Genomic DNA, 12374 nt, shown 5'->3' on the forward strand with positions numbered 1-12374 from the left:
GGCCTATGACATCGCCTATTCGTTGGGCGATGGCCTGCGCCCCGGATCGATTGCCGACGCCAATGACGAAGCGCAATTTGCCGAGCTCTATACGCTGGGCGAGCTGACCCACCGCGCGTGGAAATCGGACGTGCAGGTAATGATCGAAGGCCCCGGCCATGTGCCGATGCACAAGATTAAAGAGAATATGACCAAGCAGTTGGAGGTGTGCGGCGAAGCGCCGTTCTACACGCTTGGACCGCTCACCACCGACATTGCGCCGGGCTATGACCATATCACCAGCGGCATTGGTGCGGCGATGATCGGTTGGTACGGCACGGCGATGCTCTGCTATGTCACGCCAAAGGAGCATTTGGGCCTGCCCGACCGTGACGATGTGAAGGTCGGCGTTGTGACCTATAAGCTTGCGGCACATGCCGCTGACCTTGCAAAGGGCCACCCCGCCGCGCAAGTCCGCGACGATGCGCTCAGCAAGGCACGCTTCGAATTCCGCTGGCGCGACCAATTCAACCTCAGCCTCGATCCCGACACGGCGGAGCAATATCACGACCAAACGCTGCCCGCCGAAGGCGCAAAATCAGCGCATTTCTGTTCGATGTGCGGACCAAAATTCTGCTCAATGAAAATCAGCCAAGAAGTCCGCGAATTTGCGCGGTTGCAGAACCAGCCAGCCGAAGGCTTTATTGCGGCATCGGAGGCGGACCTGTCAGCCGAAGCCGTGGCGAAGGCTGAAGAAGGAATGGCGCAAATGAGCAAGGTCTATGACGAAACCGGCCGAGAGCTATATATGGGCGCTGGTGATCGGGAGCATGATTGAGGGGTAATCGGCGCGGCTAACCGCCAATTGCTTGTTCGATCCACACACGTGCATCGGGGAAGCTGCGCTCCACCTCTGGCAAGTCATTGACGCATAGAAATTTGATCGCGTCGCGGTCTGCCCCGCGCAGATAGCCACTGACATCGTCGGCGGAATACTGGTCATGCGCGCCGACGGCGATGTGCAGATAATCGCGCGTATCCAATATCGCGGCGCTGCCGTCGGCAAGGCAGGCATGGTTATGCAGGCTTTGCGGCAGGAACTGCGCGGTGTCGCGAAAGCGATAGCTGGCGTTGTGCGCAAATTCGGCCGCGTAGGTCGCACATAAATCCGCCATCACCGAACGCTGCATCGGGTGCACGACATGCGCGCTTTCGAACACATGGTCGGCGCTATAGCCAATCATCTGCGCAGCGTTGATCTGGTTAAAATGGTTGAGCAGGCTGGCCTCATCCCGGCTCGCGCCACAGGCGGCCAGATCGCTGTGGTCGGTCCATTTGCCGCGCAGCACGGGGCCATCGCCGGCAAAGAAATCCGACGGCGTAACCGGCGCGGTCAGGAAGACGTCATCATTGAAATATAAGAAATGTTCGGCCAACCCGGGGATGCGCCACAGCATGGTTTCAATCGACAGCGAATTGAACGTCGGCAACGCATTGTCCGCCCCGTCAAAGATATCGCGATGGTCAACGATGCTGATCTTCGCCGCGAATTCGGGCGGCAGTTGCGTGATCTGCGGGATTTGATTGTCGGTGACGATCCATATCCGCCGCACCCACGGCGCATTGTTGGCGATGGAGCGCACGCAGTAATTCAGCTCGTCACTGCAGACCCAGCGATGGGGGTTGGTGCCATTATCGTGGAGCGGCGCACGCGCGAAGGCATCCGCCTCCGCCTTGGCCTCTGCCAAATAGAAATCCCTTTGTGCCTTATGCGCGGGGTCCGCCCCGTCGACCCACGTAATGACTGCATCGACCTCTATCATTCACCCACAATTTACGCCCCGTTTTTTGCCGCTGTAGGTTTATGCAAAGGTTTTGGGAAATGTAAAATCTTTGGCGGGTGGGGAGGGCTTGATCACGGTCACGGTGATGTGCGGTTGGCCGTTGCAGCAAGGAATTGTGAATTTCTGTTTACAATGTCATGTCCCGCGATATCTTTGGTTCCGAAGATGGGAGCGACAATGATTATAATGACACGTTTTTGCAGATGCAGTGGTTCACGCGGTTGGGGTGAGGCGGCTGGTTAACATGTGCGGAGACCGGTGCGCGATGCGAGGGCAAGCGCGATGCGCGCTATATATGGGCGCTGGTGATCGGGAGTATGATTAAATTATGCCTCTTCTTTATTCAAAATATCCACGGCCACTAATAACGTGAGGCAGGTCCCTCTCCGAGCTTTGTCTAAGAGCCTGGCCTCGACTTATAGTTGCCTCGTTAAGGAAGGCGACGGACCAATGTTGTCCGGCTCAGGCGATATCAACTTAGTTTGCAGCCGCTGTGGAAACCCTATCGCGACACACATGGAAGGATTCCCACCTTACATAAATGCAGTGGCTAAGTGTTCAAAATGCGATGTAAGCCTGCATTTGAATAAGGCCTCTAAATATACAGTGCGGACCCCAATGCTAGCGGACCTCGAAGATGACGTCCCGCCAGCATTACACTTTCGCACCGACAACATGTTTAAAACAACACCCGAGTCTCATCTGATTGAGGACGTAGCTGATCGTTTGACTAAAAATTTTAGCGACACGCAAACCGAGCGACCGAGGCTCTTTTATCATTATACAAGCGTTGAAGCACTGTATTCTATCCTCAGCAAAGGTGCCATATGGGCATCTGACATCGCTTTTTTGAACGACTCATCAGAGCTTAGCTATGCAAGCGATTTGATAACCTCTGTGACGAATGAATTTGAGAAAGAAGCATCCCCAGAATTCCTTGAATTGCTTAAGCGAGCTGGAGGATCCGCTACCGAACCCACTTCGGCAGCGTCGGGCTATCTAGTTTGCTGTTTTTGTGTTGATGGTGATTTGTTAAGTCAGTGGAGGGCTTACGGTGATGGAGGTAAGGGCATCGCGCTAGGATTTGACGCTCACGACTTTTCTGTACCCGAGCTTCTGGTCAGAAGAGTTTTATATAACGAACAACAACAAAGCGAACTTGTAAGAAATACATTACGAGAATTTAGAGACTTATTTAAGAATATTTGCACACGGTATACTGCCTCTGAAATGGATGCAAACAAGACGCTGCCTGCGCTTTCGAGCCTACTAAGATCATTCATGACTGAGTACAGTTTTACGTTTAAACATCCTGCATTTGCAGAGGAAAAAGAGTGGCGTATAATTGTGCCCTATGATCGAAGCGAATGGTTAGGTCGCATCCGTTTTCGTCCTAGCAAGTCACTGCTCATCCCATACACAATGATGGCGTTTGGCGACCACGTTGATAAACCACACCTGCCTCTGCTTCAACTAGTGCACGGCCCTACACTTCATCCCGAGTTGCTAAAAAAATCCCTTCACTTGCTACTTGAGCAGAAGGGCTATGAACATGTTGAGGTTAGAGGATCATCAGCGCCTTTACGGGTGTAAGTATGGAATTACGGGAATTACGGTGACAGTGCACTGAATAGGAGTTGAGTGCACTGTCACCGGAACCGTGTCACCGGAACCGAAGCGAGGGTAAACGGGACGCGCGCTATATATGGGCGCTGGGGATCGGGAGCATGATTGAGGGGTAGCTGCAGGCTATTGCTCTTGTTCGGTTGGGTATGGAACGGGTTTTGCCGCTACCCAACCTTCCCTGTCTGGTGCATTGTGGGACGTTCGGACGCTTTTACCTTCTGTTTTTGTAACAAAACCGCCTCTATGGAACATTGCCCTTTCAACCGATTTTCTCGGATGATGTTTGTCTTCTAATGCCGAGCTGATTAGCGCCGTAAACTTATGCTCAGGCGCTGCGCTTTGATTGGTATATCGTGGTCCAAGGATCTGATCGAGTAACTCTGAATTCACGTTTCGTCGCGATCCGTGATGCGGAACTTGAAACCTATCAATTCCAGGCAAGTTAAAGCCGACGCTCGGGGCGTAGTTTACCACAGCCTGCAACCCGCGCCTTCCGGTATCTCCGGTCAGCAGAATAGTTTTGCCTGCAATCTGCGCTGCTTGAACAACGCTCATCTCATTTTCTGCGCTAGTCTCTTCAGTTGAGAAAACTTCTTCGCCCCAAAGTGCAGCAAAAATACCTCTCACAGTAGCCTTCAGACTTTCCAACATGATCTGCGTGGCGCTCTTCTCGGATTCGTCGATACCTTCAGGCGTCTTTTCGGATTCCACGACGAGGTCGAGATAGGTCGCACGAGTAGGCGACATTACATGAAAGTGGCCAATCTGAGTACCTTGAAACGCCTCCCTGATCTCAATCCCTTGCGCTTCTGCGATCACTTCGAGGTCATTAACCGTGGGGTAGCATTTGCGTAACCTGCTTTTTAGAGCATCAACAGAATTGTAAGTTGCGAAACGATCAATCAGTTCTTCCGCGTAGAGCCAAGGCCGATTCATCCAAAGAATTTCTACGCTGCCGTTTTCCAGAACATGCTTCAGGCCACGCGCGTGATCGCCATCTGAATGGGTCAGTACGACGTTGTCGATATAGGCATTGGCGCCGTAGTATTTGTCGATGTGAGCTAACACGTCCTTACCAGTATCGGTGAAACCGCCGTCGACGACATGGACAAAAACCTCGTCGTCTATTTGATATCTAATCGTTATCGCGTCTCCGCTTTTGGCGGCTTCAACCGCCAAAAAGTCGATCTCAAAATAATCAGTTTCAGCCATTTTACGCCCCTTTTAGTGAGTGCAGAATTAAGACCTGTTTCGTCAACGACATCGCAGCATTGCGTGCTGCCAAGCTTGTCATCAGAAGGATAAGGAGGGAGGATCCCGTGAGAACTAAACCGGCGACTATAGCTCTTGGGTGATCGAATGTCGCTGCAACCGGTAGGCTGACGACAGAGAGCAAAGCGAGAAAGGAGGTCAAATCTCGCCATGCAATGTAGCGTTGGCTGTGATGCGACACCGAAGGGTGATTGCGAAATCCATCGTAAAGACCGTAAAATGCAGTCTGCTGCGTATGTCCGCCCGAAGCACTTAGCTCTTGGAAATTAGCGATTTTTGAATCTTCAATACCGGCGACGCTTTGTGCGACTTCCGAGAACGCTCGGCATCCGGGCAGTCGGTTAGATATCTTCCAGAAAACCAAAAACTCCTTCAGCGGTTTGGGAACCAAGTCCTGAACAAGCATTGCTGCCAATCCGACCACTGCAAAACCCAAGGAATTCTCTTGTAGATCAACCCAAGATGGCCATTTCTGATTAATTAAAAATGCCGCAACTCCGATATAGAGCAAAGCTGATGGCACTAAGAATTGCAGCACTGCTTGAGTCTTGTGAGAAACGCCCATTTCTTGCCCCCAACCACACCGATTAACAAATCACTTACGGTGGCAGTGCACTGAATAGGAGTTGAGCGCACGGTCACCGAAACTTAGTGAGAAGGTAGCAACCATCACAGATTGGCCCAAGTACGAGCGGCTCGTATACGAACCGTTCGTATATTCAGACCCTCACAAATTACCGCGACACCTAAGACAAACCCCAAATATTAACCGCGCTTTTGGGGTTGTGTTCTATAATCCGTTGCGCAAGCACGCTGGGAACGGGATGCTGTCACCCTTCGCGTTCGAACGGCAGCAGATTGTGAAAGCAGAAGGCGTCTAGAAAGCTAATGGCTATTCAATTAGATATCCGATCGCGCTGCTGAAAAAGACAGCAGCCAAAACGTAATGGAGGTCTCGGTGGACAATATCATCCCCATTGAGCGGGCATTCGCCTTTGTACGAAAAAAGCGACAGTTAGGATGAGTGGCTCATTAAACATATCTATTCGAGAGGAAGAAGCCCGCGATGTGGCCGACATCCGTGAACTGGTTGATGTAGCGTTCAAGCCGATGTGGTTTAGTGATGGCACGGAGGCAGAGTTGGTCGACAGGCTCCGCTCGGCGGGCGATTTGTACCTCTCTTTAGTCGCGGTCACGGGCATCAACCAGATTATTGGTCATGTTGGTTTTAGCCCAACAACAATTGATGGATTGGATTACGGCTGGCTTCAAATGGCGCCCGTATCTGTCTTGCCAGATTATCAACTCAAAGGTGTCGGATCGGCATTGATTCAAGCCGGGATTAGCGCGTTGATAACGCGCGGGGTTGCCGGTGTCGCAGTGGTGGGCAATCCTGTTTACTATGAGCGTTTCGGCTTCCGCAATATTCCGGGGCTAGAGCCATTGATTCCAAGTGATGCGCCTTATTTTCGCGCCCAAAGCTTGTTTGGGCCAGAACCCCAAGGCCGGCTTCGCTACGCTCCTGCGTTCGACTAGCCCCAGCTTTGGCCCCAAACACTGACCGCGCCGCGCCGGGGACACGCAATGGCATGCCTCCGTTTTGCCCGCCCAAAAAAACAACTTTCCTACATGGTCCGCTTTATGTTTCTGTTGCGGACATGACAGATGCACCGCCGCCCAATCCAAACGCCAATCCCAACCCCGCCCCAAACCCTGACGCCGGTTCTGATGCTGGTTCCGATGCGGATTTTGACGATCTGTTGGCCTTTACCCCTGTGCCGATGCAGCGCCGCCGTGCCGATGGGTGGAGCGCGGAGCGGCAGCGGCGTTTTATCACCGCTTTGTCGGTCATGGGGGCGGTTGGCCCGGCGGCGCGCGCGGTGGGCATGGGGCGGGCTTCGGCCTATCGCTTGCGCGAACGGGCAGGAGCGGCTGGCTTTGCCGAGGCGTGGGACATTGCGATTGCCTGTGGTGCGGACCTGCAATTTCACACCGCGCTGGATCAGGCGATTAACGGCGTCACCACGGTGCGCGTGATGCGCGGCGGCATGGTTGAGGTTATGAACGCGCCCGACCGCAAGGTTTTGAACGCTGCGTTATTGTCCAAAACCCGCCTGTCCGCGGCGCTTTCGGCGCAGGCGCTGGCGGTTAAAGCGACAAGGGAGACATGAAAAATGCGCTGCGTGGTGGCTTTTGTCGCTTTTGCCGGGTTGGAAGCGCGCGGCATAGGAATGGCTGGCATAACGCGCAGGCGGCGTTATGCTGCGCGTTCATCGCCCACAATAGTTGAACCATCATGACGAAGCCGAAAAATCCCAGCTGGTTTGACATTTCCATGGATGCCTTCGCGCTCGCGGCGGAATCCAACATGGTGATTGCGGCGCGCTTGGGCAGTCTGGCGCTTGGCGGGCCAAATGCGGTGCGTGAGGCGGAGCGGATGGTGAGCGAAAAGGTTGCGGCGAACATGGCCCTTGGCGCGGACCTGATGACCGGCAAGCACGGGCTTACCCCCGAAAGCATGGTCAGCGGCAGTATCGAACATTACGCCAAACATGTGACCGCGAACCGCAAGCGGCTTTTGGGCTAAAGCGGGCGGCTGAACGCCTACGGAAATGGCGGGAAAACAGGGGAAAAGCGGGATTCGACCTTGTTATTTGCTAATGCCGTAAATTAGGCGTATAAGCCAAACACGCTATCGTCGACCGCGACGGAATTTGAGGCGCGTATCTGATGAAATAAGCGGAGCGTGCAACGTTTTTCCCAACACGACTTGGCTACCCACTTGGCGCTGTTGCCCGGTGGTCACCTGTTTCGTGAAAGGAACATATTATGCCTACTGGCACCGTAAAATTCTTCAATGCCGATAAAGGCTATGGCTTTATTGCACCCGATGGTGGTGGCGATGACAGCTTCGTACACATCTCGGCTGTTCAAGCTGCTGGCATGCACTCGCTCGACAAAGAGCAGCGCGTAAATTTCGAAGTCGAAATTGGCCGCAACGGTAAAGCTTCGGCTGTAAATCTTTCAGCTGCTGATTAATCAGCGCTAAGGTTTAAAAAAAAAGGGCTGCCGAAAGGCGGCCCTTTTTTTGTGCGCGGCGATTGCCGGATTAATCGAACAGCTCTTCCAAAAATGACTTCCTCCGCTTTTGATACGGATAGCCATGGCCAAAGCCCGGTTGCTGGTGGCCATAGCCTGGTGGTGCAAATCCGGCGGGCGCTTGCGGTGGAACGGGTTGCGGGGCAGCTTGCGGTGCAGGCATCTCGGCAGCAACGCTGCGTTCGATGATCTTGTCCAACTCACCACGATCAAGCCAAACGCCGCGGCATTGTGGGCAATAGTCGATTTCGACACCCTGGCGATCACTCATGACAAGCGCCACCTTGCAAACAGGGCATGGCATTCCAACGGCTGGGTTCATATCGGGTCTCCTCTTTAATGGTTTAAAGCGGTCCGACATCGCCGTCAGGTGACGACCAGAGGGGCCCGGCCCGCAAAACGCAGTTGGGCATTGGTCGGCACTATTTCAATAACCCTGGCTGTTAATTCAGCAATGCTCCGGTCATCCACATCGCGGACAGCACGATGATGGCCAGAAATTTTGATCGGTATGCGAACCGCCAACCCTAGCGGTTAACGTTTCCGGACAAACTCCGCGCGCAGCACGAGGCCCTTGATCCCGTCAAACCGGCAGTCAATTTCCTGTGCGTCGCCAGTCAAGCGGATGGATTTGATAAGCGTTCCGCGCTTCAATGTCTGACCCGCACCCTTTATGGTCAGATCCTTGATCAACGTGACCTGATCGCCGTCCGCCAGAACATTTCCGACCGCGTCGCGGACCTCAACTGCGCCGTCCTGTTCGGATTTGGCATTGGCTTCGGCCGCACTGATCCATTCGCCAGATGCCTCGTCATAAACATATTCGTCGTCGGTCCCGTCCGTCATCATGTAATCCCCGCTTTGATATTGCCACGCCCTAGCGCCATTTACGTGCGGGTGAAAGCCGGTTGCAATTTGCAATGATGTCAGTAAGATTTTTATAATAGAGTGGAGAGTTATATGGCGCAGGCTGAAACGGTTGTAGATGTATTGATTGTAGGCGCTGGTTTATCCGGCATTGGTGCGGCGGCGCATCTGACCATGCAATGCCCCAATAAAAGCTATGCCATTGTCGAGCAACGCGCTGACATGGGCGGCACTTGGGACCTTTTCCGGTACCCGGGTATCCGGTCTGACTCGGACATGCACACCTTGGGCTATCGCTTCAAACCATGGCTGCATGAAAAAACAATCGCTGACGGCCCATCCATCCACGAATATGTGCACGAAACGGCTGATGAATATGGCATCACGCCGCACATCCACTTTGGCCACAAGGTGGTCTCGGCAAATTGGTCCAGCCCCGATGCGCGCTGGCATGTAACGGCCAAGGCTGTGGACGGCGGCGAGGAACGGCGCTTTGCTGCGCGCTTCCTGTTCATGTGCGCAGGTTATTATGACTATGATCAGGGCTATAAGCCCGATTTCCCGGGCGAAGCCGACTTTGGCGGCCAGATTGTTCACCCGCAGCATTGGCCCGAAGGACTGGACTATAGCGGCAAGAAGGTAACGGTTATCGGTTCAGGCGCGACCGCGGTGACGATTGTGCCCGTGATGGCGCAACAGGGCGCGCAGGTGACGATGCTGCAGCGTTCGCCGACATACATGGTGTCGCGTCCTGCGATTGACCCGTTCTCCAAATTTGTGCGTAAAATCTTGCCGGAAAAGATCGCTTATGCGCTGACGCGCTGGCGCAACATTAACATGCAGCGGTTCACTTATTGGTATGCCCGCCGCAATCCAGCGAAGCTGGGCGAAAAGCTGGTCAACATGGCCCGTGAAGCGCTGCCGGCCTCAGTGGATGTCGATACCCATTTCGTCCCCAAATATGGCCCATGGGAACAGCGCCTGTGTCTGATTCCAGATAGCGACATGTTTACCGCCATAACCGAGGGCAAGGCCGAGGTGGTGACGGACCATATCGACCATTTCACCAAGACGGGTATTCAGTTGAAGTCCGGCAAGCATATTGAATCCGATATCGTGATCACTGCGACCGGTCTGAACCTTGTCACGATGGGCAAGACAGCCATCAGCGTGGACGGTGAAGCGGTCAATTTTGGTGAGCATTTCAATTATAAGGGCGTGATGTTCAACGACATTCCGAACTTCGCCAGCGTGTTTGGCTATATCAACGCATCATGGACGCTGAAGACTGATATCGTTGCCGATTATGTCTGCCGCTTGTTGTGGAAAATGGATGACAAAAACGCGCTTGTGGCAACGCCGCATCTTGATGATCCGGATATGCCCAAGCTGCCATTTGTGACGGACTTTAGCTCAGGCTATTTCGCCCGCAGTTTTGACACGCTGCCCAAGAACGGGGACCGCCATCCATGGCGCGTGCTGCAAAATTACGCCGCTGAAAAGAAAATCCTGACTCAAGATCCTGTGGATGACGGAGTCATGGTCTTTTCGGCACCGCATTTCGCAGCCTCCCATAACGAGAATGCGGAAACGCTGATCGCAGCCGAGTAACTACCCGAAGGTGGGGCCTATATCAGCCCTCCCTATTGCGAACCGTCGCGGCAACGCGGCGGGTTTCAATGCTCGCCTCTGGCGCGATGATATGTGTACGGTTGCGGACCACCCAAATAAGTGAAGCAAGCCCGGCCAGTGCAGCAAACGCAACCGCCATCAGCGCGTAACTGGTGTAGCGTTTCATATCCTGCGCGTGCGTGACAATTTCGGGCGCTTTGTCGGTGGTCGTGACATCCCAATATTCGATCATTGGCTTGTTGCGGTACCGGACCACGCGCACTTCGGATATAACCCATATTTTGCCATGCTGAGCAGCGAACGTCAGATAGGCCCCGGACCCTTGATGCTGTTGAATGGCCGGAGCCAGTCGTGGCGCATCCTTCAAAATCCGCGACATTTCGGCAAACTGCACGCGGCTATCGTCAATGAAGCCCGGAGCGACATATTTTTCGGCCGCCTTTTGGTCTCCGCGACGCACAGCCTCATAAAAAGGCTTAACGACCGCCGTTATTTCCGCGGGCAGCGGCGGACGTGCGTCGGTTGAGCGGTTACAAGCGGATAAGCCCAATGCTGCGATCGACATAATGAACAAAAGAAAAATACGTGACATTTCTGAATTATCTCCCGTTCGCGGTCCAATGCCGCTATCGCATCCTTCATGCGTTATGACGATCTGATCCAACCTGACAACGGCCAACCGGCCACACCTATCCACATAGTCGATAAAAATGGCTTTGCGTTATGGCTTGCTGCGCAACCCGACCCTGTCCGCACGGCCGTAAAAGCACAGAAGTTTGAAGGTAGCGTAAACGACAGTGCGATACTTCCTGGCGACAAGCCCGGGGAATGGGCTGTCGTCGTAGGCGTCGCCGATGCTTCGGCGCTTGGGGTTTGGAACCTGGCCAAGCTATCGGACATTCTGCCCGAGGGAAGTTATCGGTTGTTGGATGCCGATGCTGGTGACGCGATGCTTGGGTGGATGCTTGGTCAGTATCGATATCATGAATATCTCAGCGAACCGAAAGTAACCGGCGCGCGCGTGCTGCTCGTGCGTGATCCCGGCAAGATCCAAAACATCGTGCTTCAGGCGCGCGCCACAGCGCTCGTGCGCGATCTGGTTAACCGTCCGGCGGGTGACCTTGGTCCCGACGCGCTTGAGGCCGAGGCTAAGCGCATCGCCAAGGCGCATAAGGCAGATGTGACAGTGACGGCAGGGGAAGCGTTGGAAGCGGGCTTCCCGCTCATCCACGCGGTCGGCAAAGCAGCGGCGCGCGAACATGCGCCGCGGCTGATTGAGCTGGAATGGGGCGACCCGCGCCACCCACGCATCGCGATTGTGGGCAAAGGCATAACGTTCGACAGCGGTGGTCTTGATATTAAACCGGCAAGCGGCATGCGGCTGATGAAGAAGGATATGGGCGGCGCTGCCCATGCGCTTGCGCTGGCGGAGCTTATCATGTCTGCGCATTTGCCGGTACGCTTGCATATGCTCGTCGCTGCTGCCGAAAACAGCATATCGGGCAATGCTATGCGGCCGGGCGATATCGTTAAAAGCCGCAAGGGCATTACGGTTGAAATCGACAATACCGATGCGGAAGGGCGCCTTGTGCTCGCCGACGCGTTGACCAAAGCGGTTGAGGATACGCCCGAACTTATCATCGATTTCGCGACGCTGACCGGCGCAGCGCGCGTTGCCTTGGGTCCTGATTTGCCGGCAATGTTCAGCAATGATGATGAAACAGCCGACGCGTTAATCGCAGCGTCAAAGGCGCAGGCTGACCCGCTGTGGCGGATGCCATTATGGGCACCCTATCTGGAGCTTTTGGATAGCGATATCGCGGACATGACAAACAGCGGCGGGGCGTTCGCAGGCGCAGTAACGGCGGCGCTCTTTATGCAGAAATTCGTTCCTGATGATGTGCCTTGGGTACATCTGGACACCTTTGCATGGCGACCAACCAATAAGCCTGGCAGGCCAAAGGGCGGCGAAGCCCTTGGATTACGCGCCGTCTTCGGCTATCTGGCGGACAAATATCCGGCACGTTAGGGTGCCATAACATGTTACAATTTCGG

15 protein-coding genes are annotated in these 12374 nt (G+C 54.3%); 9 read left to right on the plus strand and 6 right to left on the minus strand.

All coding sequences use genetic code 11. The features are described 5' to 3' along the window. Positions 1–817, plus strand: an 817-nt coding sequence (locus ACILQA_RS01500; protein WP_395628091.1) for a phosphomethylpyrimidine synthase ThiC, incomplete at its 5' end; no start/stop codon positions are given. 16 nt (positions 818–833) lie between these two features. Here the strand turns inward: ACILQA_RS01500 and ACILQA_RS01505 are convergent. Then, the gene (locus tag ACILQA_RS01505) at positions 834–1802 is read right to left on the minus strand and encodes a Stealth CR1 domain-containing protein (protein WP_395628092.1); all 969 of its coding nucleotides are present in this window, start codon (positions 1800–1802) and stop codon (positions 834–836) included. A 158-nt stretch (positions 1803–1960) separates the two neighbouring features. Between ACILQA_RS01505 and ACILQA_RS01510 the strand changes: the two genes are divergently transcribed. Together ACILQA_RS01510 and ACILQA_RS01515 are read left to right on the plus strand one after the other, a co-directional pair. Beyond that, the gene (locus tag ACILQA_RS01510; protein WP_395628093.1) at positions 1961–2053 is read left to right on the plus strand and encodes a fucose-binding lectin II; all 93 of its coding nucleotides are present in this window, start codon (positions 1961–1963) and stop codon (positions 2051–2053) included. Positions 2054–2273: 220 nt separating this feature from the next. Next, positions 2274–3416 carry a DUF2971 domain-containing protein gene (locus tag ACILQA_RS01515; RefSeq protein WP_395628094.1) on the plus strand — a complete coding sequence of 381 codons (1143 nt, stop codon included), beginning with the start codon at positions 2274–2276 and terminating at the stop codon, positions 3414–3416. Positions 3417–3572: 156 nt separating this feature from the next. Here ACILQA_RS01515 and ACILQA_RS01520 read toward each other — a convergent pair whose 3' ends face one another. After that, positions 3573–4661, minus strand: a complete 1089-nt coding sequence (locus ACILQA_RS01520; RefSeq protein ID WP_395628095.1) for a competence protein ComEC — start codon at positions 4659–4661, stop codon at positions 3573–3575. Position 4662: 1 nt separating this feature from the next. After that, positions 4663–5286, minus strand: coding sequence for a hypothetical protein (locus ACILQA_RS01525; protein WP_395628096.1), 624 nt, complete (start codon positions 5284–5286; stop codon positions 4663–4665). A gap of 455 nt (positions 5287–5741) precedes the next feature. Between ACILQA_RS01525 and ACILQA_RS01530 the strand changes: the two genes are divergently transcribed. From ACILQA_RS01530 to ACILQA_RS01545, 4 genes are all read left to right on the plus strand, one after another. Continuing rightward, positions 5742–6257, plus strand: coding sequence for a GNAT family N-acetyltransferase (locus ACILQA_RS01530; protein ID WP_395628097.1), 516 nt, complete (start codon positions 5742–5744; stop codon positions 6255–6257). A gap of 122 nt (positions 6258–6379) precedes the next feature. Beyond that, positions 6380–6892 (plus strand): hypothetical protein, encoded by a 513-nt coding sequence (locus ACILQA_RS01535; protein ID WP_395628098.1) that lies wholly within the window; start codon positions 6380–6382, stop codon positions 6890–6892. A 125-nt stretch (positions 6893–7017) separates the two neighbouring features. Then, positions 7018–7308: a hypothetical protein gene (locus ACILQA_RS01540; protein ID WP_395628099.1), complete on the plus strand. Its 291-nt coding sequence runs from the start codon at positions 7018–7020 to the stop codon at positions 7306–7308. Between the two features lie 242 nt (positions 7309–7550). After that, complete coding sequence (locus ACILQA_RS01545) at positions 7551–7760, plus strand: cold-shock protein (RefSeq protein WP_183939847.1); 210 nt, start codon at positions 7551–7553, stop codon at positions 7758–7760. Positions 7761–7830: 70 nt separating this feature from the next. Here ACILQA_RS01545 and ACILQA_RS01550 read toward each other — a convergent pair whose 3' ends face one another. Continuing rightward, complete coding sequence (locus tag ACILQA_RS01550) at positions 7831–8091, minus strand: zf-TFIIB domain-containing protein (RefSeq protein WP_395628100.1); 261 nt, start codon at positions 8089–8091, stop codon at positions 7831–7833. Positions 8092–8354: 263 nt separating this feature from the next. After that, on the minus strand, positions 8355–8666 hold the full coding sequence (locus ACILQA_RS01555; protein ID WP_395628118.1) for an alkylphosphonate utilization protein: 312 nt from the start codon (positions 8664–8666) through the stop codon (positions 8355–8357). A 114-nt stretch (positions 8667–8780) separates the two neighbouring features. On the opposite strand from ACILQA_RS01555, the gene ACILQA_RS01560 reads away from it, so the two are divergent. Then, positions 8781–10298: a flavin-containing monooxygenase gene (locus tag ACILQA_RS01560; protein ID WP_395628101.1), complete on the plus strand. Its 1518-nt coding sequence runs from the start codon at positions 8781–8783 to the stop codon at positions 10296–10298. A gap of 22 nt (positions 10299–10320) precedes the next feature. Here ACILQA_RS01560 and ACILQA_RS01565 read toward each other — a convergent pair whose 3' ends face one another. After that, positions 10321–10911 carry a hypothetical protein gene (locus tag ACILQA_RS01565; RefSeq protein ID WP_395628102.1) on the minus strand — a complete coding sequence of 197 codons (591 nt, stop codon included), beginning with the start codon at positions 10909–10911 and terminating at the stop codon, positions 10321–10323. Positions 10912–10959: 48 nt separating this feature from the next. Here ACILQA_RS01565 and ACILQA_RS01570 point away from each other — a divergent pair, with 48 nt between their 5' ends. Then, on the plus strand, positions 10960–12348 hold the full coding sequence (locus ACILQA_RS01570; protein WP_395628103.1) for a leucyl aminopeptidase family protein: 1389 nt from the start codon (positions 10960–10962) through the stop codon (positions 12346–12348). The last annotated feature ends 26 nt before the right edge of the window (positions 12349–12374 follow it).

This window comes from Sphingorhabdus sp., from assembly GCF_044239005.1.
Taxonomy (GTDB): domain Bacteria; phylum Pseudomonadota; class Alphaproteobacteria; order Sphingomonadales; family Sphingomonadaceae; genus Sphingorhabdus_B.

Bases quoted from the DNA above. Each gene is read 5' to 3' on its own strand.
- ACILQA_RS01550 (WP_395628100.1), bottom strand. From the start codon at position 8,091: ATGAGTGATCGCCAGGGTGTCGAAATCGACTATTGCCCACAATGCCGC.
- ACILQA_RS01560 (WP_395628101.1), top strand. From the start codon at position 8,781: ATGGCGCAGGCTGAAACGGTTGTAGATGTATTGATTGTAGGCGCTGGT.
- ACILQA_RS01510 (WP_395628093.1), top strand. From the start codon at position 1,961: ATGTCCCGCGATATCTTTGGTTCCGAAGATGGGAGCGACAATGATTAT.
- ACILQA_RS01520 (WP_395628095.1), bottom strand. From the start codon at position 4,661: ATGGCTGAAACTGATTATTTTGAGATCGACTTTTTGGCGGTTGAAGCC.
- ACILQA_RS01555 (WP_395628118.1), bottom strand. From the start codon at position 8,666: ATGACGGACGGGACCGACGACGAATATGTTTATGACGAGGCATCTGGC.
- ACILQA_RS01565 (WP_395628102.1), bottom strand. From the start codon at position 10,911: ATGTCACGTATTTTTCTTTTGTTCATTATGTCGATCGCAGCATTGGGC.
- ACILQA_RS01515 (WP_395628094.1), top strand. From the start codon at position 2,274: ATGTTGTCCGGCTCAGGCGATATCAACTTAGTTTGCAGCCGCTGTGGA.
- ACILQA_RS01570 (WP_395628103.1), top strand. From the start codon at position 10,960: ATGCGTTATGACGATCTGATCCAACCTGACAACGGCCAACCGGCCACA.
- ACILQA_RS01535 (WP_395628098.1), top strand. From the start codon at position 6,380: ATGACAGATGCACCGCCGCCCAATCCAAACGCCAATCCCAACCCCGCC.
- ACILQA_RS01530 (WP_395628097.1), top strand. From the start codon at position 5,742: ATGAGTGGCTCATTAAACATATCTATTCGAGAGGAAGAAGCCCGCGAT.
- ACILQA_RS01540 (WP_395628099.1), top strand. From the start codon at position 7,018: ATGACGAAGCCGAAAAATCCCAGCTGGTTTGACATTTCCATGGATGCC.
- ACILQA_RS01505 (WP_395628092.1), bottom strand. From the start codon at position 1,802: ATGATAGAGGTCGATGCAGTCATTACGTGGGTCGACGGGGCGGACCCC.
- ACILQA_RS01525 (WP_395628096.1), bottom strand. From the start codon at position 5,286: ATGGGCGTTTCTCACAAGACTCAAGCAGTGCTGCAATTCTTAGTGCCA.
- ACILQA_RS01545 (WP_183939847.1), top strand. From the start codon at position 7,551: ATGCCTACTGGCACCGTAAAATTCTTCAATGCCGATAAAGGCTATGGC.